Consider the following 20210-nt stretch of genomic DNA (forward strand, 5'->3'; position numbering starts at 1 on the left):
TGGCGGTGGTCAGATCTCGTTCCGGGCGAGGGAGAGCAGCCGGTCGAGGACGCGCGGCCCGCCGGCCCGTACCCCGTCGTGCTCGAACTCGTCGGTCACCCAGGTCCGCAGGCCCCGCACGGCGCGCGCGGTCTCCAGGGAGTGGGCGGTGTCGACGTACATGTCGTCCTGGTAGACGGCGGCCGCCACCGGGACCTGGTTGGCGGCGAGCCGTTCGGGGTCGTACAGCGGCGCCCAGTCGGTGCGCGCGGCGAGCAGTTCGGCGGTCTCGCGCAGGGGGCGCAGGGCCGGGTCGGTGGTGAAGTGCCAGGGGTGGACGGTCTCGCCGGTGAGGAGCAGCGGCGCGCCCTCGTCGAGCGCCGTGCGGGCGTCGAACTCGGGGTGCTCGGCGCGGACCCGTTCGGCGGCCCAGTCGGTGGGGCCCTGCCCCTGGGCGTAGATGGCCTCGTGGAGCACCGCGTACAGCGGGTGTCCGGCGTACGAGAGGTGGGCCTGGACCTGCTCCAGGAAGGCGTCGGCGAGCGCGGGCCCGCCCGGGGTGGGCACGAAGGCGCCCTCCAGGAGCAGATGGAGCTGGTGGGTGCCGTCGCCGGAGCCGAGGAGGATGCCGAGGGACTGGAAGGCCTCGGCGGTGAGGAGGCCGCCGCCGGGGAGGGTGACCTCGTGGTCGAGGAGGTGGGCGGCGATCGCGTTGACCCGTTCGGCGTCCTGCGGGTAGCGGGCGAAGTGGGCCTCGTTCTTCCGCCGGATGCGGGGGTAGGCGGCGCGGTAGACCTCGTCGGCGGTGGCGTCCAGGGAGGGCAGGCCGCCGGTGATGAGGACCCGCTCCAGGCCTTCGGGGGCGGTGGAGAGGTAGTGGGTGGCGCAGAAGCCGCCGAAGCTCTGGCCGAGGACGGTCCAGGGGGCTCCGCCGGTGAGCCGGCGGCGGATCAGCTCGCAGTCCTGCACGATGGAGTCGGCCCGGAAGTGCGCCAGGTAGTCGGCCTGCTCGGCCGGGCCGCCGCGCAGCGGGAGGGTCTGGCGGTTGGCGGGGGTGGAGCGGCCGGTGCCGCGCTGGTCGAGGAGGAGGACGCGGAACTCCTGCACGGCGCGGCCGAGCCAGGCCTGCGGGCCGATGAAACGGCGGGCGCCGAAGCCGGGGCCGCCCTCCAGGTAGACCAGCCAGGGGAGCCGCTCGCGGCCCGACCGGTCCTTGTCGCTCGCGACGACCTCGCGGCCAAAGACCTCGATGCGCTCGCCGTCGGGGCGGGTGTGGTCGAGGGGGACGGGAAACCGGTGGTCGGTGAGGACGAGGCCCGGCTGGCGGTAGGTGGTCAACGCTGCTCCTGCTCCTGTTCGGTACGCCCCCGCGAGGACAGTGGATCACACGGAGTGCGGGGTCATCGGCGCGGGAGGAGTCCTTTCTCCGTGAGGTAGTTCCGTGCCACGTCCTCCGGGAGCCGCCGCCAGCTGTCCACCTGCTCGTTGAGGTGGGCGAGGTCGGCGGTGGTGAGGACCGTGTTGAGGCGGGCGAGCACGCGGGGGACGCCCTCGCCGCCGGCGCGGGCGCGGTTGACGACGGGGACGATGAAGTCGGCGTTCTGCAGGCGCTTGTCGTCGTCGAGCAGGACGAGCCCGAACGTGTCGAGCGTGGCGTCGGTGGTCGTGGTGAGCACCAGCTGGTCCTGGCCGCTCTGCACGGCCTGCTTGGCCTGGGTGGTGCCGACGCCCTTGGGGTCGACGGCCGTCACGTCGATGCCGTAGACCTCCTTGAGGCCGGGGGCGCAGTACGGCCGCCGGACGCACTCGTCGCCGGCCGCGAGGCGGACGGGCAGCCGGGCGGCGCCCAGGTCGCTGAGGGTCTTCAGGCGGTGCTGGGCGGCGTAGGCGGCGGTGACGGCGAAGGCGTTCTGGTCGACGGCGCGGCCCGCGTCGAGGACCGTGAGCCCGCGCGGTTCCGCGAGCGCGCGGAGGGCCGTCATGGTGGCGGTCAGGGCGGGTGAGCCGACGGTCGGCGCGTCCGCCCCGTGGGCCTTGGCGTTCAGCCAGTCGGCGAAGGTCGCCGCGTACTCCGGTACGACGTCGATCTGGCCGTTCTCCAGGGCGGGCTCGTACAGCTCGCGGTTGGTGACGGAGAGGATCTTGGTGCGGTGTCCGGCGTACTGGAGCAGCAGCGCGTACATCTGGGCGAGGAGATCGCTCTCGGTGAATCCGGCCGAGCCGACGACCAGCCGTCGGCCGTCGCCGGGCTGTCCCGGGACGGCGCCCCGGTCCTCCAGGGCCGGGCCGGCGGCGCAGCCGCTCGCCAGGAGGACGAGGCAGAGCACGACGGGCCCGCGGTGCCTTCTCACCCGCCGCGCCCCGCCGGCCGCCGTCACCCGCCCCTCCCCCGCGGTCGCGACGGGCCGACGCGCTGGACGCCTTCGAAGACACCTTCGACGAGGAGGGCGAGCACGGCGACGAGGAGGGCTCCTGCGACGACCTGCGGGGTGGACGCGAGGTTGAATCCGGCGGTGATGATCCGGCCGAGCCCGCCGCCGCCCGCGAGCGCGGCCACGGTCGCGGTGGCGACGAGCTGGACGGCGGCGATCCGTACGCCGGTGAGGATCATCGGCAGGGCCAGCGGCAGCTCGACCCGGACCAGGGTCTGGCGGCCCGTCATGCCCATGCCCCGGGCGGCCCGTACGACGTCGGCGTCGACGCCCCGCATCCCGACGTACGCGTTGGTGAGGAGCGGGGGCACGGCGAACAGGACCAGGGCGATGATCGTCGGCCACTGCCCGTACGGGCCGAGCGGGCCGAGCAGGAGCAGGACGAGGACGGCGAAGGTGGGGACGGCCCGGCCGGCGTTGGCGAGGTTCACGGCGAGCGCGCCGCCCTTGCCGAGGTGGCCGAGGACGAGGGCGACGGGCAGGGCGATCAGGCAGCTGAGGGCGAGGCAGACGACGGTGAGGAGGAGGTGCTCGCCGAGCCGGTGCCACACGCCGTTCTCACCGGACCAGTTCGTGGCGGTGGCGAGCCAGGACCACGCGTCGGCGAGGGCGGTCACGCGGCCCCTCCCCGGGTCCAGGGGGTGAGCAGCCGTTGCGCGCCGAGGAGGAGCAGGTCGGCGGCGACGGCGATGACGACGCAGAGCACGGAGGCGGTGAGGACCTGGGCCTTGAAGTAGGTGTTCATGCCCGCGAAGATCAGGTTGCCGAGGCCGCCGTGGCCGACGATCGCGCCGATGGTGACGAGGGAGACGGCGGAGACGGTGGCGATGCGCAGGCCGGCCATGGCGGCGGGCAGCGCGAGGGGCAGTTCGACGGCGAGGAGCAGCCGGATCGGCCCGTAGCCGAGGCCGCGCGCGGCCTGCCGGGTCTCCTCGGGGACGGCGCGGAGTCCGGCGAGGACGTTCCGTACGAGCAGGGTCAGGGAGTACAGGACGAGCCCGGCGACCACGAGGGCGGCGGACAGCCCGTACAGCGGCAGCAGCAGCGAGAACATCGCGAGCGCCGGGATCGTGTACAGGAGGGTGGTGAGCCCGAGGACGGGCCCGGCCGCCCACCGCCAGCGGCGCGCCGCGACCGCGAGGGGCAGCGCGAGCAGCACGGCGAGGGCGATCGCGGCGCCGGTCAGCTGGAGGTGCTGGACGACGGCGTCGCCGAGGATCTCGCGCCGGGTGGAGAGGTAGTCGCCGCAGATCCACTCGTTGCGGGCGAGGCAGTCGTCGGGCGGCGCGGTCACCCTCCCATTCGAGGCGGTGGCCGGCCCCCGCGCACCCCGGCCGGGCCGTTCGGGGGCCGACCCGGGTGCGCGGGGGAAGGTCGGCGGGCCTGTCTTTCGGATCAGGCCGGATCAGGGAGCGGTGCCTGGTGCGTGCGATCGCAAGGCGGAGGAGGGAGTCAACGCGGTGGGGGCACCTCCCAGCGGTAGCTGGGGGAGTTGGCGACTGACGACAACGCGGCGAGCGTGCGTGCCAGGCACCGCGAGCCCGGCATGATCCGAAAGACAGGGCCTAGAGCGAGTTCAGGTCGACCGCGTCGGCCATCGCCTTGTAGCCGGCGTCCTTCAGGTGGATCAGGTCGCCGGAGACGTACTCCGCCCGGATCCGCTCGGGGTGCTCCGGGTCCGCCACCACGCCGTCGAAGTCGACGACGCCGTCGTACGCGCCGCTCGTGCGGATCCACTGGTTGACCTCGTTGCGGACGCGGTCGCCGCGCTCGGTCCAGTACGCGTACCCCTGGTAGGGCGGGAGGGTGGCTCCGATGACCTTCACGCCGCGGGCGTGGGCCTCGCGGATGAGCTGCCGGTGGCCGGCGACGATCTCGGCGGACGTGACGACGGGGCTGGGGGTGGTGCAGCGGTCCTGGGGGCCGTCGGGCAGGACGATGTCGTTGGTGCCCTGCAGGAGGATGACCGTGCGCACGTCGGGGCGGCCGAGCACGTCGCGCCGGAACCGGGAGAGGGCGCTCTCGCCGAAGCACGGGGAGTCGTTGAGGACCTTGTTGCCGCCGATGCCCAGGTTGAGCACGGGCCGCGTGCGGCCGTCGGCGACGAGACGGTCGGCCAGCGCGTCGGGGTAGCGGCGGTCGGCGCCGAAGGTCGAGCCGACGCCGTCCGTGAGGGAGTCGCCGAAGGCGACGACCGCGTCACGGCCGCGGCCCGGCGACTCCACCGGCTTCACGTCCACCCCGGCCAGGTAGTACCAGGACAGGCTCGGCGGCTCGGCGAACGCCTCGCCCGCCGCGTCCCGCAGATGGTCCCCGGACGCCCGGTACGTCAGGGTGTCGGCGAAGTTGTGGAAGGTCGCCGGGCCGGTGCGCCCCCGGAAGTGCAGGGTCACGGTGAGCTGTTCCAGGGCCCGTACGGGCAGGGCCACCGCGTCGCTCGACAGCTGCCCGCCCGCCGGGACGGTCACCCCGTCCGCCCCGCCGAACCGGACCTTCCGCACCGAGTCGGCCCGCACGGCCGCGCCGCCGGCACTGCGGGCGACGGTCGCGCCGGTCAGGCGGAGCGGGGCCGTCCCGTACACGTTGGAGAGCCGGATGCGCAGCGCCGAGCCCTCCGCGCCGACGCGGATCACCTGCCGCACGGACTGGTTGTCGAACCCCGCCTCGGACCAGTTGGGGTACCAGTCGGTGTGGGTGGGGGCCTGCGGGGCGGTGGCCCAGGCGCTGCGCCAGGGGGTGAACGCGGACGAGTCGGTGGTCGTGGCACCGGCGGGCGCGGCGGCGGTCATGAGGACGGCGGCCAGCGGGACGGACACGAAGATCTTCTTGGCAGTCATGCCGCTATGACGCCCCGCGCCGCCTGAATGTGACACGACGTGCCGCACGCACCTGGTGCGGAACGCGCGGCGGGCGAGGTGGGGCGAGCCCTCACCTGCGGTGGATCACCCGACTGCCGACCGTCTTGTCGTGAACGCCCAGACGATTCGGGCTGAGGGTGATCGAGGACACGTTGGCGACCAGGAGCACGGGTACGGCGTTGGCCACCAGATTCGTGACATGCCTGACCACTGCCGGGCCGTAGCCGAGCCGGGCGCCGTCGCTCGCGCGGATGACTTCGATCCCCATCAGGCGCTTGCCCGGAGTGCCGCCCCAGCGTGAGACGCACACCGGGGAATAGCCCAGCACGAAGGCGAGGAGCCATACGAAGGCCGCGGTACGCCAGGCGGTTCGCGCCGGGTCACCCGTGACGGCGAGGGCCTCGAGTATCGGGTCCAGTGTGAGAAGTGGGCCCAGAACGACTGCCACGGCGAGGGGAAGGTCGACGGCGACCGCGGCACAGCGACGCATGAGGCCGGCCGGAGCACCCGGAGTCGGACGAAGTTTCGGGGCTGGACCCAAAGACGGCAGGGGGCCGAGGTCGGTCCCTGAGGTCATCGTCACGTGGTTCTCCTGGCCGCTGGTCCGATCGGATCGGCGTGCACAGTAACCCGGAGGTCGGCCGGCGGTGGCCCGCGGGGTGTCCGGTCAGCCGGTCGAGAGGACCGCGATGACGTTGCCGGCCGGGTCCGTGAACCAGGCGATGGCGGGGCCGTGGGTGTCGCGCACGATGCCCTTCTCGTCGGCCTCGAAGCCGGGGTAGCGCTGGAACGTCGCCCCGCGTCCCACCAGCTCGTCGACGGCCCGGTCGATGTCGTCGACCTCGAAGTTGAGGATCGTGAAGGAGGCGGGGGTGTGGTTCTCCTTGGGGTAGACGAAGACCCGCGCCCCGCCGGGCAGGATGAGGTCCAGCATCCGCATCCCCTCCGGGCCGCCGGTCTCCTCCACCCTCAGGCCGAGGACGTCGCCGTAGAAGCCGCGGGCGGCGTCGAGGTCGTCGACCGAGAAGGAGCTGTACGCCTTGGTCTCGCCGAACATGTCGTGCTCCCTTCCGGGGGCCCGGTGCCCGGGCGCCCCTTCCAGGATCCTCCGACTCCGCCCCGCCGTCCTCAGGGGGCGATCGGCAGCTGCCGCTTGTGCTCGGTGAGCTCGTAGCGGCGGACGATGGTGGCGTACGCGGACTCCGCGACCGGCTTCCCCTCCAGGAAGTCGTCGATGTCGTCGTAGGTGACGCCCAGCGCGTCCTCGTCGGCCTTGCCCGGGTCGAGGGTCTCCAGGTCGGCCGTGGGGGTCTTCCACACCAGCGAGGCCGGGGCGCCCAGCTCGTCGGCGATCGCGCGGACCCGCCGCTTGGTGAGGCCGGTCAGCGGGACGACGTCGGCGGCGCCGTCGCCGAACTTGGTGAAGAAGCCGGAGACGGCCTCGGCGGCGTGGTCGGTGCCGACGACGAGGCCGTCGTGGGCGCCTGCGACGGCGTACTGGGCGATCATCCGCTGCCGGGCCTTGATGTTGCCCTGCACGAAGTCCTGGTGGTGGGCGTCCCGGAAGGTCGTCCCGCCCGCGAGGCAGGCCTCCAGGGCCGCGTCGCTGGCCGCCTTGACGTCCACGGTGAGGACCCGGTCGGCGCGGATGAAGCCGAGGGCGGTCTGCGCGTCCTGCTCGTCGGCCTGGACGCCGTACGGCAGGCGCATCGCGTAGAAGGTGGCGTCGTGGCCGGCGGCCCGGGCCCGCTCCACGGCGAGCTGGCAGAGCCGGCCGGCGGTGGTGGAGTCGACGCCGCCGCTGATGCCGAGGACGAGGGAGCGGAGCCCGCTGGAGGTGAGGTGCTCGGTGAGGAAGGCCACCCGGCGCTCGATCTCCGCCTTCGGGTCGAAGGTCTCGGCGACCTGGAGGTCCCGGGCGATCTGCAGCTGGAGGGCGGTGGACGCCGGGTCGGTCACGAAGGTCTCCTCGTCGGGGTCGGTCGACGGCGCACGGGAGTCACCCGAGGTGTACGGGGGTGCACCGGGGTCGACTCTACGCGTCGCCCGACCCGGCGACGGACGCCTCCGGGGTGCACAGCACCTCGACCCGCTGGACGAGGTTGTTGGCGAAGCCGCCGCGGTTCCACGGCGCGGTGAGGGGCTGGACGTTCCCCTCGGCGTCGGTGGCCCGCACGGTCAGGTGGCGCCGTCCCGGCGTCGCCGTCCAGGTGGCGCGCCAGGCGGACCAGGCCCAGGGGTGCGCGGGGTCCCGTGCGACCTCGGCGTCGGTCCAGGCCGCCCCGCCGTCCTCGCTGACCTCGACGCGGGTGACCGGGCCGTGCCCGGACCAGGCGCGCCCGGCGAGCGCCACGGGCCCGGGGCGGACGACGCGGGTGCGGGACATGAAGTCCGGGAAGCCCGGCGGCACCATCAGGGCCCGGGGCGCGATGAGGGTGACGGGCTCCCCCGGTTCGTCGGCCTCCCGGCGCAGGCGGTAGGCGACGCTCTGCTGGAAGCCGGTGTACGGGGCGTCGCCGAGCGTGATGTCGTGGAGCCACTTCACGTGCGCCATGCCGTACCAGCCGGGGACGACGAGCCGGAGCGGGCTGCCGTGCTGCGGCGGCAGCGGGGCGCCGTTCATCGCGTAGGCGACGAGGACGTCCCTGGCCGGGTCGGCGGCCGTCTCCAGGGGCAGGCTGCGCCGGTAGTCCTGCTCGACGCCCCGCTCGACGCCGTGGTCGGCGCCGGTGAACACCGCCTCGGCCGCGTCCTCGGCGATGCCGGCCTCCGCGAGGAGCGCGGCCAGCGGGACGCCGGTCCAGTCGGCGGTCCCCACGGCCTCCACCAGCCAGGGCTGGCTGACGGGGCGGGGCGCGAGCAGGGCCCGGCCGTTCCCGGCGCATTCCAGGGTGACCCGGCGGGTGACGGCGGGCCGGTCGCGGAGCGCCGCCAGGTCGAGGTCGAGCGGGCGCAGGACCCGGCCGCCGACGGTGAGCCGCCAGTTGTCGGCGTCGGTGGCGGGGATGTCGTAGTGCACGAGGACGTAGTGGAGTCCGGGCGGGGTGACGTCGTACCGCAGGGCCTCCAGGGGCAGTCCGTGGTTGCGGGCGGCGAGGGCGAGCTCGTGCGGGGTGACGCCCTCGTCGGGGCCGGCGACGCGCCCCGGTGTGCTGATGTCGCTCAGACCACTCAGGGATCCGTCCATGCCCTCATCGTCCGCCCGGGCGAGGGGGGCGGCACGTCGGGCCCGGTCGGTCCGCGCCCGCGCGGCCGGGTCCGGCTCGTCGGGCCCGGGGGCGAGCGGGTTCTCTCAGGCCTGCCGGGGGCCGCGCAGGGCCCGGTCGAGGCCGTCCTGCGGGAGGCCGGTGAGGGCGCGGACGAAGATCTCCTCGTAGGCGGGTTCGCCGATCGTGGCGCGAGCCGTGTCGGTGTACTTCTCGTGCAGGGCGCGCAGTCCGGGCAGGCCGCGCCGGGGCTGGCCGGTGGAGCGCCAGTACGCCTCGCCCGTCCCGCTCACGTCGGCCGCCCGCTCGCCGTCCCCGGCGGCCGCGAGGGCGGTGGCGAGGACGTCGAGGCCGAGGGCGACGCCGAGGCTCGCGCCGAGGCCTCGGGTGCCTTCCAGCATGGCGCGGGCGTGGCCGGAGGCGGCCGCCGGGTCGCCCTCCAGGAGGCCGGTGAGCGCGAGCTGGTACTCGAGCGCGGTGCGGGTCCAGTGTTCGTCGAGCTCTTCGCAGAGGGCGCGGAGGCGCAGCGCCCGTTCCCGGGCCTCGGCGAGCCGGCCGAGGCCGGTGAGGGCGAAGACCCGGACGAGGTGGCAGCGCAGCCGGGCGGCCGAGTCGGCGGGGCCGCCGGGGGCGGCGTCGAGGACGTGGCCCACGACGACGTACGCGGCCATGGGCCGGCCGGTGGTCAGGGCGAGGAGCCCGGCGAGGGCGGCGGCGTCGAGGGTGAGGTCGCCGGGGCCCGGAGTCGTCTCGTACGAGGGGTGCTCGGTGTACTCCGTGTATCTGGCCTCGCGGGCGCAGCGCTCGCTGACGTCCTGGGCGGGGCCGAACTCGCCCTGGAGGACCAGGGTGACGCCGAGCGCCCACAGGGCGCGGGCCCGGACGCGGCCGCGGGCCCCGGCGAGGAGCAGGGCCTGTTCGAGGCCGTCGCGGGCCTCGCGGAGGCGGCCGCGGCAGGACCAGGCGAAGGCGACGGAGCCGATGAGGTCGAGGGCGGCGTCGGGGTCGGTGCGCAGCAGCCGGTCGAGGGCGGTGCGCAGGTCGGTGTGGTGGGCGTCGACGGTCCGGTACCAGCGGAGCTGGCGGGCGCCGTGCCATTCGGTCTCGGCCCGGCGGGCCAGGGCCCGGAAGTGGGCGGCGTGCCGGTCGGCGACCGTTCCGGTCCCGCCGGTCCGGTCCAGCCAGGTCGCCCCGTACTCGCGGATGGTGTCGAGCATGCGGAACCGGCCTGCGGCGTCCGGCGGGCGGACCACGGAGGAGCGGACGAGTCCGTCGAGCGCCTCGGGCAGGGTCGTGCCGTCCAGGGGGCCGCCGGAGCACACGGCGGTCGCGGAGGCGAGGTCGAAGGGGCCGCGGAAGACGGAGAGCCGGGCCCATAGGAGGCGTTCGAGGGAGGTGCTCAGCTCGTGGCTCCAGCCGATGGCGGCGCGCAGGGTCCGGTGGCGGCTGGGCCAGACCCGCTCGGGGTGGGCGAGCAGGTCGAAGCGGGCTTCCGGCGGGGCGTCGAGGCGGGTGCCGAGCTGGTCGCGGACGGCTTCGGCGCCTTGCAGGCGGATCTGCGCGGCGGCGAGTTCCAGGGCGAGCGGGATGCCTTCGAGGCGTACGCAGATCTCGCCGGCGGGCCCGGCGGCGGGGAAGTCCTCCCCGGCGGCGCGGCGGAGCAGTTCGAGGGCGTCGCCGCCGGCGGGCGGCAGCGGGTCGAGGGCGACGACCTGTTCCCCTGCGACGCCGAGGGGGCGACGGCTGGTGGCGAGGACGGTGAGTCCGGGGGCGGCGGCGAGGAGTTCGGTGACGAGCCGCGCGCAGGGTTCGGCGAGGTGCTCGCAGGAGTCGAGGACGAGCAACAGCCGGTCGTCGGCGAGCCGGCGGCAGAGTCCGGTGGTGGCCATGCCGGGGGTGTGGTCGGCGAGGTCGACGGAGTCGGCGACGAGCGCGACGAGGAGCCGGTCGCCGTCGAGCTGGCCGAGGTCGGTCCACCAGGCGCCGTCCGGGTGTCCGTCGGCGGCGCGGTGCGCGGCGCGCAGCGCGAGCCGGGTCTTCCCGACTCCCCCGACGCCGGTCACGGTGACGAGGCGGTGTTCCGCCAACGCGGCGGACACGCGCTCCAGTTCCGTGCGGCGTCCCACGAAACCGGGGTTCTCGTCCGGCAGATGTCCACGCACGGGAGCAGTCTCCCCCATGACCGTCCCGAACGGACCCGCGGAACCGGTTCGTTATGCGGTCGATCCGGTCGCGCCGCTGCGACCGGGCGTAATTCGGTTGACCCGGCCCGAGGGTGGCGCTGGACTGTGGCGGCGCGTCACAAGCCGTGACGCCCTTGCTCGGGGAGGCAGCAGTACCGATGGAGATCCGTCCCACCACCGACCAGGACCTCGGCGTCTTCGTCGACACGGTCCACACCGCGTTCGGGCTCTTCCCCAGCACGCCCGACGAGGACGGCGGCGGGGTCCTCTGGGCGGCGTACGAGATGGACCGGGGCGTGCTGGCCCTGACGGAGGACGGGCGGGCCGTCGGGACCGCGGGCGCGTACTCCTTCGAGCTGACGCTGCCCGGTGACGTCCTCGTCCCGGTCGGCGGGGTGACGGCCGTGACCGTGCTGCCCTCGCACCGGCGCCGGGGCACGCTGACCGCGATGATGCGCCACCAGCTGAAGGAGCTCCGGTCCAGGGGCGAGTTCCTCTCCGTGCTCCTGGCCTCCGAGGCCACGATCTACGGCCGGTTCGGCTACGGGCCCGCGACGTACACGCAGCGGCTCACCGTGCCGACCGGGCGGGCCGCCCCGGCCGCGGCCCGGGCGCTCGGGAAGGGCCGCGCCCCGGCGGCGGCCGGCTCGATCGAGGTCCTGCGACGGTCCGGGTGCGGGGAGATCCTGGAGGCGGTGTACGACCGCTACCGCCGTACGCAGCCCGGTGCGCTGTCCCGGCCGCACCGGTGGTGGGAGCTGCGCGCGGGGCAGCCGCCGATCTCTCCCGCACCGCGGTACGTCGCCGTCCACCGGGACGCCGACGGCGTCCCGGACGGGTACGCCAGCTACACGATCGGCGAGGGCACCCTCACGGTCGACGAGACGATCGCCGCCGACGACGCCGTCTTCACGGCGCTGGCCCGGTTCGCGCTCGAACACGACCTCGTCGCCAAGGTCGTCTACAAGCACTTCCCGCCGGAGCACCCGCTGCGCTGGCAGTTCGAGGACTTCCGCGCGGGCGAGGTGAGCAACCACACCGACTGGCTGTGGGTGCGGCTGCTCGACATCCCGGGGGCGCTGACGGCACGCGGCTGGTTCACGGACGGCGAGCTGGTCCTCGACGTGGACGACCCGTTCCTCGGCGAGCACGGCCGCTATCTGCTGACCGTCCGGGACGGCAAGGCCGACTGCGCCCCGACGGACCGGGAGCCGGACCTGTCCCTGGACGTGCGGGACCTGGGCGCGGTCTACCTCGGCGGCACCGCCCCGAGCACCCTCGTGCGCGCGGGGCACATCCGGGCCCACCGGCCGGGGGCGGCCGCGCTCGCCGACGCGCTGTTCCGCGGGGAGGGCGCCCCGCACTGTCTGCACTGGTTCTGACCGTGGGGTGAGGTGTTCACCCTCCCTTGACCGTCACCTCGACCGAGTGCCACCCCTGGGCGCCGTCGGGCATGGTGTCGGTGCGGTGTTCCGGCTGGGTGGTGCCGGTGCCGTCGGTGGCGCGGACGGTGAGGGTGTGGCGGCCGGGGGTGGCGGCCCAGGGGTGGACCCACTGGCGCCAGGTGTCGCTGCTGTCGACGGCGGCGAGCCTGGCGTCCTGCCAGGGGCCGTCGTCGATCCGTACCTCCACCCGGCGGATGCCGCGGTGCTGGGCCCAGGCGACCCCGGCGATCATCACGGTGCCGGCGGCGGGGCGGGAGAGGCCGCGCGGGGTGTCGATGCGGGACTGCGTCTTGACGGGGGCCTGGGCCGCCCAGCCGCGGGGCACCCAGTAGGCGTCGTACGCGGCGAAGGTGGTGAGCTCGATCGACTCGATCCACTTGCAGGCGGAGACGTAGCCGTACAGGCCGGGGACGAGCATGCGGACGGGGAAGCCGTGGCTGAAGGGCAGGGGTTCGCCGTTCATCCCGAAGGCGAGGAGGGCGTCGCGGCCGTCCATGACCGTCTCGACGGGGGTGCCGATGGTCATGCCGTCGACGGAGCGGGCGACCAGCTGGTCGGCGGGGCCGCCCTCGGAGGGCGGGCGGACGCCGGCCTCGCGGAGCAGGTCGGCGAGGCGGACGCCGAGCCAGCGGGCGTTGCCGGCGTACGGGCCGCCGACCGGGTTGGAGACGCAGTTCAGGGTGATGTCCCGTTCCACCACCGGCCGGGCCATCAGCTCCCGCAGGGTCAGGGTGCGTTCCTCGCGGACTCCGCTGCCGTGGATGCGGAGGTGCCAGCGGTCGGCGTCGACCTTGGGCACGATGAGCGCCGTGTCGACGCGGTAGAAGTCGCGGTTGGGGGTGACGAAGGAGCTGATGCCGGGGACGTCGAGCTGCGCTCCGGCGGGCACGGCCGGTGCGGGCGAGGCGGGCCGGGGCAGGCGCAGCGCCGCGCGGGAGGCGGCGGCGTTCTCCTGTACGGGGGTGCCGACGGAGCGGGCGAAGGCGGCGGCTCCGGTCGCGGCGAGGCCGGTGGTGGCGGCGACGATCAGGAAGCCGCGCCGGTCCGCCTGAGCGGTTCCGGGCCTCGGGGTGAGGAGCCGGCCGATCAGGACGTACAGGAGGAGGGCGCCGGCGGCGGCTCCGACGAGGGACGGCACGGCGTCCATGGCCGACGTGGAGTCGGGACGGGTGACCGCGGCGAGGGCCCCGAGGACGCCGAAGGCGGCGACGGCCGCCGTGCCGAGCAGCCGGTGGCGCAGGGCGAGCAGCCCGACGGCGAGGGCGAGCACGGCGAGGAGGAGCAGGATGCCGAGCTGGAGGACGGTCTTGTCGCTCTCGCCGAAGACCCGGATCGCCCACTCCTTGACGGCCGCCGGGGTGCGGTCGACGACGGCGCCGCCGACGGCCGCGACGGGGCCGGCCTCGGGGCGCACCCAGAAGGAGACGAGGTCCGCGACGGCCAGGGAGACGTAGGCCGAGACCAGTCCGCCGAGCGCGGCGAGGAGTCGGTCGGTGCGGGTGGATTCGTGGTGCGGGTCGCGCGGGGTCCTGATGGCGTCGTTCATGGTGGGTGTTTCGGCACGACGGACCCCGCGGTCGGGCGGTGTCACCCGTATGGGTCTCAGCGTGTCTCCGGGTGCTCCCCGGGTACCGCCAGGTCCTCCACCGCCTCGACGCCGACGACCGCTCCGGTGGACTTCTTGCCGCGCCGCAGCCGGCGTTCGAGCCAGGAGGCGAAGGTGGTGAGGGCGAAGTTGAGGGCGACGAAGATGACGGCGACGACGGTGAAGCAGGCGATGGTGTTGGCGCCGTAGTTGGCGCTCATCGGGCGTACGGAGGCGAGGAGTTCGGAGAAGCCGAGCATCGCGCCGCCGAGGGCGGTGTCCTTGACGATGACGACGAGCTGACTGACGAGGGCGGGCAGCATGGCGGTGACGGACTGCGGCAGCAGGACGTACATCATGGTCTGGCCCTTGCGCATGCCGATGGCCTTGGCCGCGTCGGTCTGACCGGCGGGGAGGGCCAGGATGCCGGCGCGGACGACCTCGGCGAGCACGGAGGCGTTGTAGAGGACGAGGCCGGTGACGACGGCGTACAGGGGCCGGGTGTCCGGGCTGATGTCGGTGAACTCGGCGTAGGCGGCGTTCGCGAAGAGCATCAGGATCAGGACGGGGATCGCCCGGAAGAACTCGACGACGGTGCCGGCCACGGCGCGGACGGTGCGGTGGTCGGAGAGCCGGAAGATGCCGAGGAGCGCGCCCAGGGGCAGGGCGATGACCATGGCCAGTGCGGCGGCGATCACGGTGTTCTTCAGGGCGGGCAGGATGTACGTCTCCCAGACGCGGGCGTCGGTGAAGAAGGGCGCCCACTTGGACCATTCGAGCTGGTTCTTGGCGGCGAGGCTCGCCACGACCCACCACACGACGGCGGCGAGCGCGATCAGGAACAGCAGCGTCCAGAGGAGGTTGCGGCGTCGGGCGCGCGGGCCGGGGACGTCGTAGAGGACGGTGGGCTTGGTCTTCACCGCTTCACCGCCACCTTCTTGGCCACCCAGCCGAGCAGGAGGCCGGTGGGCAGGGTGAGGCAGAGGAAGCCGACGGCGAAGATCGCGGAGATGAGGATGAGCTGGGCCTCGTTCTCGATCATCTCCCGCATCAGCAGGGCCGCTTCGGCGACGCCGATGGTGGCGGCCACGGTGGTGTTCTTGGTGAGGGCGATGAGGACGTTGGCGAGGGGGCCGACGACGGAGCGGAAGGCCTGCGGGAGCACGATGAGGCGCAGGACCTGCGGGAAGTTGAGGCCGATGGCGCGGGCGGCCTCGACCTGTCCGAGGGGGACGGTGTTGATGCCGGAGCGGAGGGCCTCGCAGACGAAGGCGCTGGTGTAGGCGGTGAGGCCGAGGATGGCGAGCCGGAAGTTGATGGTGGTGAACTTGTCGGCGCCGAGGCTGACCCCGAGGGTCTGGAAGAGGCCGAGCGAGGTGAAGACGATGATGACGGTGAGGGGGATGTTGCGGACGATGTTGACGTAGGCGGTGCCGAAGCCCCGCATGAGGGGGACGGGGCTGACGCGCATCGCGGCCAGCAGCGTCCCCCAGACGAGGGAGCCGATCGCGGAGTAGACGGTGAGCTGCACCGTCACCCAGAAGGCTCCGAGCAGGTCGTACCCTTCGAGGAAGTCGAACACGGCTGCCTGCTCACTGGACGACGACGCCGATCTTCGGGGCCGGCTCGTTCTTGTAACCGGCCGGACCGAAGTTCTTGTCGACCGCCGCCTGCCACGAGCCGTCGGCGACCATCTTCTCCAGGGCCGCGTTGATCTTGGCCTTGAGCTCGCTGCCCTTCTGGACGCCAATGCCGTAGTTCTCGTTGCTCATCTTGAAGCCGCCGAGCTTGAACTTGCCCTTGAACTCGGGCTGCGCGGCGTATCCGGCGAGGATCGAGTCGTCGGTGGTGACGGCGTCGATGACGCCGTTCTCCAGTCCGGTCAGGCACTCGGAGTAGCCGCCGTACTCCTGGAGCTGGGCGTCGGGGGCGATCTTGTCCTTGACGTTCTGTGCGGAGGTCGAGCCGGTGACCGAGCAGAGCTTCTTGTTGTTCAGGTCGGACGGCTTCTTGATCGAGTCGTCATCGGCCCGGATCAGCACGTCCTGGTGGGCCAGGAGGTACGGGCCCGCGAAGTCGACCTTCTCGGCCCGCTTGGGGTTGATCGAGTACGAGGCCGCGATGAAGTCCACGTCGCCGCGCTGGAGCAGGGTCTCCCGGTCGGCGCTCTTGGCCTCCTTCCAGACGATGTCCTTCGGGTCGTGGCCGAGCTGCTTGGCGATGTACGTCGCCACGTCGACGTCGAAGCCGGTGTACTTGCCGTCGGGGGTCTTCAGGCCGATGCCGGGCTGGTCGTATTTGATGCCGACGGTGATCTTGTCGCCGTTGTCGCGGTGCGCGCCGGCCGCGCCGTTCGCGAATCCGGCGGAGGTGAAGGAGAGCACGACGGCCGCGGCGGCGGCGACGGTGGCCCTGCTGGTCCTGAGCGTGTTCATGAGGATCACCTCTGAGGGCTGAACAGGTCAGTGGTGGAGGATCTTGGACAGGAAGTCCTTGGCGCGCTCGCTGCGCGGGTTGCTGAAGAACTCGTCCGGGGAGGTCTCCTCGACGATCCGGCCGTCGGCCATGAAGACCACGCGGTTGGCGGCGGAGCGGGCGAAGCCCATCTCGTGGGTGACGACCACCATCGTCATGCCGTCCCGGGCCAGTTGCTGCATGACCTCCAGGACCTCGTTGATCATCTCGGGGTCGAGCGCGGAGGTCGGCTCGTCGAAGAGCATCACCTTCGGTTCCATGGCGAGGGCGCGGGCGATCGCCACGCGCTGCTGCTGGCCCCCGGAGAGCTGGGCGGGGTACTTGTCCGCCTGGGAGGCGACGCCGACCCGGTCGAGAAGGGCGCGGGCCCTCTCCTCGGCCTTCTTCCGGTCCTTCTTGCGGACCTTGATCTGCCCGAGGGTCACGTTGTCGAGGACGGTCTTGTGCGCGAAGAGGTTGAAGGACTGGAAGACCATGCCCACATCGGCCCGCAGGGCCGCCAGTTCGCGCCCTTCCGCGGGCAACGGCCGCCCGTCGACGACGATCTCGCCCGCGTCGATGGTCTCCAGGCGGTTGATCGCCCGGCACAGCGTCGACTTCCCCGAGCCCGAGGGCCCGATGACGACGACGACCTCGCCGCGGTGGATCGTGAGGTCGATGGACTGGAGGACGTGCAGGGGGCCGAAGTGCTTGTCGACCCCGCGCAACACGACGAGCTGGTCGCCACCGTCCGGGACGGGCATGGCACCCTCCAGGGTCACGCCCCCCGCTTGCCGCTCCCTCCTCACGTTCATGCTCCGCCCTCGGCCCGGCGCGCGCACTCCGGACGAAGGGTGTACGGAGGGTGGTGCCGGGACCACCCTGCGCTCCGGCACCCGGTCGGCCGGTCGGGACCCTGCACGTGGGGGCGGGCGGGCCCACACTGGGGGTGGGAGTCGAGTGTGCGAGGAGGGTCCGCCATGACGAGAGCCGCGCCCAAGGTCAGCACGTTGCCCCCGGAGCACCGGGAGCGCCTGATGGCCTTCGCGGAGGACGTGTACTTCGAGTCCGGCCACCGCCTGTTCGAGGAGCAGCAGCACGCCGACCGGTTCTGGATCGTGAAGACGGGCGCGGTGACCCTGGACGCGAAGGTGCCGGGCCGGGGGGCGCCCGTGATCGAGACCCTGCGCCACGGCGAGCTGGTCGGTCTTTCCTGGATGTTCCCGCCGTATCTGTGCCAGTCGGGGGCCGAGGCGATGACGCCGGTGCGGGCGTACGAGTTCGACGCCCCGGCCGTCCGGTCGATGTGCCGCTCCGACACGGAGTTCGGCGCCTCGGTCATGTTCTGGGTGGGGGCGATCCTCGCCCACCGTCTCCATGTGACCCGGGTCCGGCTCCTGGACCTGTACGCACCGCACGGGAGCGGCATCCTGGCCTGACCGGCACCACACCTGTCTTTTTCGGCACGGCACGAAGGCCGGCCGGCGAGGATCTCCCGCCGGCCGGCCTTCGTCCCGGGCGGCCTTCGACCCGGGCGGGAGGGGGCTACCGGGCGGTACGGTGGAGGTGCAGCACCGCACCATCCCGTACGCACACTCCGGCGAGGAGCGGCGAGGCCCGCATGAGCGACCCGACGACGGCACGCGAGGCGATCGCCCTCGTCACCGACGACTTCACCGAACTCCCCTTCGCGGAAGGCCCGCTGACCGGCGAAGGACCCATCGGCTGGCCCGGCTACTCGGCCGCGCACGCGCGTGCCGCCGAGCGCACCGGCGAGACCGAGTCGGTGGTCTGCGGCACGGCCGTGGTGGGCGGGGTGGAGGCGGTACTGATCTCCTTCGAGTTCCGCTTCCTCGGCGGGTCCCTCGGGGAGCGGACGGGTGCGCGGGCCGCCGCCGCCCACGCCCTGGCCCGGGCCCGCCGACTGCCCGTGGTCGTTCTGCCGGCCACCGGCGGCAGCCGGATGCACGAGGGCATGCGCGCCCTCCTCCAACTCCAGTACCTGGCACGCGAGTCCGAGCTGACCCGGGCGGCGGGGCTGCCGCAGATCGCGGTCCTGCGCGATCCGACGACGGGCGGCGGCTGGGCCACGCTCGGCGCCGGCTCCGATGTCGTCCTGGCCCTGCCGGGCGCGCAGGTCGGTTTCGCCGGCTCCCGCGTACGGCCGCCGGACGCGGACCCGGCGGCGTACACCGCCGAGGCGCAGCTGGCCCACGGTCACCTCGACGCGATCGTGCCGCCCGCCGCGCTGCGCGAGACCCTCGGACGCTGGCTGTCGCTGCTCGTCCGCCCTGCCGAGGGCCCGGTGCCGCCGCCGTACGCGCTCGGCGACCCGGGCGTGCCGCCCGCCGCGAGCGGCCGGGAGGCGGTGGCGCGGGCCCGGCACCCCGACCGGCCGCGGGCCGAGGCGTACCTCGACGCCCACTTCACCCTGCGCGAGGAGATCTCCGGTGACCGCTGCGGGGGCGTCGACCCGGGCATGCGGTGCGGCTTCGGGCGGCTGCCCGGCGGCCGTACCGTCGCCTACGCGGCGCAGTGCGGCACCGCGACCCGCCCGGCGGGCTTCCGCACGGCGGCCCGCCTCGTCCGTCTCGCCGACCGCCTCGGCATCCCGGTGCTCACCCTGATCGACACCCCGGGCGCGGCGAACGACCCGGAGGCGGAACGCGCGGGCGCGGGCCCGGCCATCGCCGAGCTGTTCGGCGCCGTCGCCGCCGCGCGCACCCCGCTCACCTCGCTGCTCATCGGCGAAGGCGGTTCGGGCGGTGCGCTCGCCCTCGCCGCCCCGGGCAACACCTGGGCCACGCCCGACGGTTACTTCTCGGTGATCGCGCCCGAACTGGCCACCGCGATCCTCAAACAGGCCCCCGACGAGTCCGCGACGACGGCCGACCGACTCCGCCTGCGCCCCCAGGACCTCGTGGACCTGGGTGTCGTCCTGGGGGTCGTGGAAGGAGCGCCCGAAGGGTCTCAGTGACCGCCCAGGGCCCGCTTCAGCTCGGCCTTGTCCATCGAGGAACGGCCGTGGATGTTGCGGCGCTGGGCCTCGGCGTACAGCTGGTCGTACGTGGGCCCCTCCGAGCCGCTGTGCGAGCGCTTCCCGCCACGACGCGAGGACGACATGTCCTGCGTCGAGCTCTTGCTCGCGGTCTTCGACTCGCCGGACCGCGCCCGCTCCTTGTTCACGGTGCGCGCGGCGATCTCCTCCGCCCGCTTCCTGCTCTCGCCCCGGTCCAGAGCGCTCTCCTTGATGTGCTCGTACTGGCGCTCCCGCTTGGCGTTCGATCCGCGCGGCATGATCCGCTCCTCTCCGTCGGAGACGACTGCCCCCACGTGCGGCGGCTGCCCGCCCCGGTGCGATCTAATCCGGCCGCCCCGTCGCCCTTCCCGGCGGGCCGCTGATCTCCAGCCACACCACCTTGCCCACGGCCCCCGGGCCCTTGTCGCGGCTTCCCCAGTCGCCGGCCAGCCGGTCCAGGACCATCAGCCCGTGCCCGCCGGGCAGCGCCGCGGACCGGGCCGTCCGGACGCGCGGATGCTCCGGGCTGGCGTCCGACACCTCCACGCGCAGCCGGCCGCCCCCGTGCCGCAGGACGAACTCCTCCGGACCTCCGGCGTGCAGACAGGCGTTGGTGACGACCTCCGACACCAGCAGCAGGACGTCCTCGACGCGCTCCTCCGCCTCCTCGCCGTCCGCCGGGAGCCACCCCCAGTCGGTCAGGGCCTTCGCCGTGAAGTCACGGCAGCGCGAGACGACCCCGCGGGTCCCGTGCAGCACGAGCCTGCGGACCTGGTGCGGGGGCGTGGCGTCGCCGTCGTCACCACCGTCCACTCGCCCACCTCCTCCCACCCAGTCTCGGACACGCGGCCCCATTCGACGAGCGGCGCCCCGGTCCACCCCCGTGTGGGCAATCGTCCCGCCGGGGCGGGACGGGTGGGCACACGGGACGGCGCGCCCAGCGGCGCCTCCGCGTTCCGCGCCTGGACCCGCACCTCGACGGCGCCGTCACCCGGGGTGCGGGTCCAGGCGCGTAAGCCTCTGGCGCCGGCAAGGGCGCCGTCCGTTGT

General features: G+C 73.7%; 20 protein-coding genes. 3 read left to right on the forward strand and 17 right to left on the reverse strand.

All coding sequences use genetic code 11. The features are described 5' to 3' along the window. Positions 1-9: 9 nt before the first annotated feature. The 10 genes from ACWGN5_RS32870 to ACWGN5_RS32915 all read right to left on the reverse strand — a co-directional run bounded on the left by ACWGN5_RS32870 (position 10) and on the right by ACWGN5_RS32915 (position 10655). Positions 10-1317 (reverse strand): alpha/beta fold hydrolase, encoded by a 1308-nt coding sequence (locus tag ACWGN5_RS32870; RefSeq protein ID WP_453522069.1) that lies wholly within the window; start codon positions 1315-1317, stop codon positions 10-12. A gap of 62 nt (positions 1318-1379) precedes the next feature. Further along, complete coding sequence (locus ACWGN5_RS32875; protein ID WP_453522070.1) at positions 1380-2330, reverse strand: ABC transporter substrate-binding protein; 951 nt, start codon at positions 2328-2330, stop codon at positions 1380-1382. Positions 2331-2353: 23 nt separating this feature from the next. Then, a complete protein-coding gene (locus ACWGN5_RS32880; RefSeq protein WP_453522071.1) occupies positions 2354-3028 on the reverse strand; it encodes an ABC transporter permease in 675 nt (224 codons plus the stop codon). Continuing rightward, positions 3025-3705 (reverse strand): ABC transporter permease, encoded by a 681-nt coding sequence (locus tag ACWGN5_RS32885; protein WP_453522072.1) that lies wholly within the window; start codon positions 3703-3705, stop codon positions 3025-3027. Before ACWGN5_RS32885 ends, ACWGN5_RS32880 begins: the two co-directional genes overlap by 4 nt. Before the next feature lie 271 nt (positions 3706-3976). After that, positions 3977-5248 (reverse strand): SGNH/GDSL hydrolase family protein, encoded by a 1272-nt coding sequence (locus ACWGN5_RS32890; RefSeq protein ID WP_453522073.1) that lies wholly within the window; start codon positions 5246-5248, stop codon positions 3977-3979. 91 nt (positions 5249-5339) lie between these two features. Further along, positions 5340-5846, reverse strand: coding sequence for an RDD family protein (locus tag ACWGN5_RS32895; RefSeq protein ID WP_453522090.1), 507 nt, complete (start codon positions 5844-5846; stop codon positions 5340-5342). Between the two features lie 90 nt (positions 5847-5936). Continuing rightward, positions 5937-6326, reverse strand: coding sequence for a VOC family protein (locus tag ACWGN5_RS32900; RefSeq protein WP_453522074.1), 390 nt, complete (start codon positions 6324-6326; stop codon positions 5937-5939). Positions 6327-6397: 71 nt separating this feature from the next. After that, complete coding sequence (nadE, locus tag ACWGN5_RS32905; protein WP_453522075.1) at positions 6398-7228, reverse strand: ammonia-dependent NAD(+) synthetase; 831 nt, start codon at positions 7226-7228, stop codon at positions 6398-6400. 76 nt (positions 7229-7304) lie between these two features. Further along, positions 7305-8456: a sulfite oxidase gene (locus ACWGN5_RS32910; RefSeq protein ID WP_453522076.1), complete on the reverse strand. Its 1152-nt coding sequence runs from the start codon at positions 8454-8456 to the stop codon at positions 7305-7307. Between the two features lie 105 nt (positions 8457-8561). Continuing rightward, positions 8562-10655, reverse strand: a complete 2094-nt coding sequence (locus ACWGN5_RS32915; protein ID WP_453522077.1) for an ATP-binding protein — start codon at positions 10653-10655, stop codon at positions 8562-8564. A 161-nt stretch (positions 10656-10816) separates the two neighbouring features. Between ACWGN5_RS32915 and ACWGN5_RS32920 the strand changes: the two genes are divergently transcribed. Continuing rightward, positions 10817-12040: a GNAT family N-acetyltransferase gene (locus ACWGN5_RS32920; protein WP_453522078.1), complete on the forward strand. Its 1224-nt coding sequence runs from the start codon at positions 10817-10819 to the stop codon at positions 12038-12040. Positions 12041-12056: 16 nt separating this feature from the next. Here ACWGN5_RS32920 and ACWGN5_RS32925 read toward each other — a convergent pair whose 3' ends face one another. The 5 genes from ACWGN5_RS32925 to ACWGN5_RS32945 are packed head-to-tail and all read right to left on the reverse strand — an operon-like array spanning position 12057 to position 16906. Beyond that, complete coding sequence (locus tag ACWGN5_RS32925) at positions 12057-13649, reverse strand: molybdopterin-dependent oxidoreductase (RefSeq protein WP_453522079.1); 1593 nt, start codon at positions 13647-13649, stop codon at positions 12057-12059. A 56-nt stretch (positions 13650-13705) separates the two neighbouring features. Further along, positions 13706-14608 carry an amino acid ABC transporter permease gene (locus ACWGN5_RS32930; RefSeq protein WP_453522080.1) on the reverse strand — a complete coding sequence of 301 codons (903 nt, stop codon included), beginning with the start codon at positions 14606-14608 and terminating at the stop codon, positions 13706-13708. After that, positions 14605-15270 (reverse strand): amino acid ABC transporter permease, encoded by a 666-nt coding sequence (locus ACWGN5_RS32935; protein ID WP_453522081.1) that lies wholly within the window; start codon positions 15268-15270, stop codon positions 14605-14607. Before ACWGN5_RS32935 ends, ACWGN5_RS32930 begins: the two co-directional genes overlap by 4 nt. A gap of 10 nt (positions 15271-15280) precedes the next feature. Continuing rightward, positions 15281-16123, reverse strand: a complete 843-nt coding sequence (locus ACWGN5_RS32940; protein ID WP_453522082.1) for a glutamate ABC transporter substrate-binding protein — start codon at positions 16121-16123, stop codon at positions 15281-15283. A 27-nt stretch (positions 16124-16150) separates the two neighbouring features. Continuing rightward, on the reverse strand, positions 16151-16906 hold the full coding sequence (locus ACWGN5_RS32945) for an amino acid ABC transporter ATP-binding protein (RefSeq protein ID WP_453522083.1): 756 nt from the start codon (positions 16904-16906) through the stop codon (positions 16151-16153). Positions 16907-17122: 216 nt separating this feature from the next. Here ACWGN5_RS32945 and ACWGN5_RS32950 point away from each other — a divergent pair, with 216 nt between their 5' ends. Together ACWGN5_RS32950 and ACWGN5_RS32955 are read left to right on the forward strand one after the other, a co-directional pair. Further along, positions 17123-17581 (forward strand): Crp/Fnr family transcriptional regulator, encoded by a 459-nt coding sequence (locus ACWGN5_RS32950; RefSeq protein ID WP_453522084.1) that lies wholly within the window; start codon positions 17123-17125, stop codon positions 17579-17581. 182 nt (positions 17582-17763) lie between these two features. Continuing rightward, positions 17764-19119 (forward strand): carboxyl transferase domain-containing protein, encoded by a 1356-nt coding sequence (locus ACWGN5_RS32955; protein ID WP_453522085.1) that lies wholly within the window; start codon positions 17764-17766, stop codon positions 19117-19119. Here ACWGN5_RS32955 and ACWGN5_RS32960 read toward each other — a convergent pair. After that, on the reverse strand, positions 19113-19439 hold the full coding sequence (locus tag ACWGN5_RS32960) for a plasmid stabilization protein (protein WP_453522086.1): 327 nt from the start codon (positions 19437-19439) through the stop codon (positions 19113-19115). The two genes, ACWGN5_RS32955 and ACWGN5_RS32960, sit on opposite strands and share 7 nt — an antisense overlap. Before the next feature lie 64 nt (positions 19440-19503). Beyond that, positions 19504-19974, reverse strand: coding sequence for an ATP-binding protein (locus ACWGN5_RS32965; RefSeq protein ID WP_453522087.1), 471 nt, complete (start codon positions 19972-19974; stop codon positions 19504-19506). Between the last annotated feature and the right edge of the window lie 236 nt (positions 19975-20210).

This window comes from Streptomyces sp. NPDC055815 (assembly GCF_053616475.1).

Coding starts and splice junctions, on each gene's coding strand:
- ACWGN5_RS32960 (WP_453522086.1), bottom strand. CDS start 19,439: ATGCCGCGCGGATCGAACGCCAAGCGGGAGCGCCAGTACGAGCACATC.
- ACWGN5_RS32940 (WP_453522082.1), bottom strand. CDS start 16,123: ATGAACACGCTCAGGACCAGCAGGGCCACCGTCGCCGCCGCCGCGGCC.
- ACWGN5_RS32915 (WP_453522077.1), bottom strand. CDS start 10,655: ATGGGGGAGACTGCTCCCGTGCGTGGACATCTGCCGGACGAGAACCCC.
- ACWGN5_RS32955 (WP_453522085.1), top strand. CDS start 17,764: ATGAGCGACCCGACGACGGCACGCGAGGCGATCGCCCTCGTCACCGAC.
- ACWGN5_RS32945 (WP_453522083.1), bottom strand. CDS start 16,906: ATGCCCGTCCCGGACGGTGGCGACCAGCTCGTCGTGTTGCGCGGGGTC.
- ACWGN5_RS32920 (WP_453522078.1), top strand. CDS start 10,817: ATGGAGATCCGTCCCACCACCGACCAGGACCTCGGCGTCTTCGTCGAC.
- ACWGN5_RS32900 (WP_453522074.1), bottom strand. CDS start 6,326: ATGTTCGGCGAGACCAAGGCGTACAGCTCCTTCTCGGTCGACGACCTC.
- ACWGN5_RS32910 (WP_453522076.1), bottom strand. CDS start 8,456: ATGGACGGATCCCTGAGTGGTCTGAGCGACATCAGCACACCGGGGCGC.
- ACWGN5_RS32950 (WP_453522084.1), top strand. CDS start 17,123: ATGACGAGAGCCGCGCCCAAGGTCAGCACGTTGCCCCCGGAGCACCGG.
- ACWGN5_RS32890 (WP_453522073.1), bottom strand. CDS start 5,248: ATGACTGCCAAGAAGATCTTCGTGTCCGTCCCGCTGGCCGCCGTCCTC.
- ACWGN5_RS32925 (WP_453522079.1), bottom strand. CDS start 13,649: ATGAACGACGCCATCAGGACCCCGCGCGACCCGCACCACGAATCCACC.
- ACWGN5_RS32895 (WP_453522090.1), bottom strand. CDS start 5,846: ATGACCTCAGGGACCGACCTCGGCCCCCTGCCGTCTTTGGGTCCAGCC.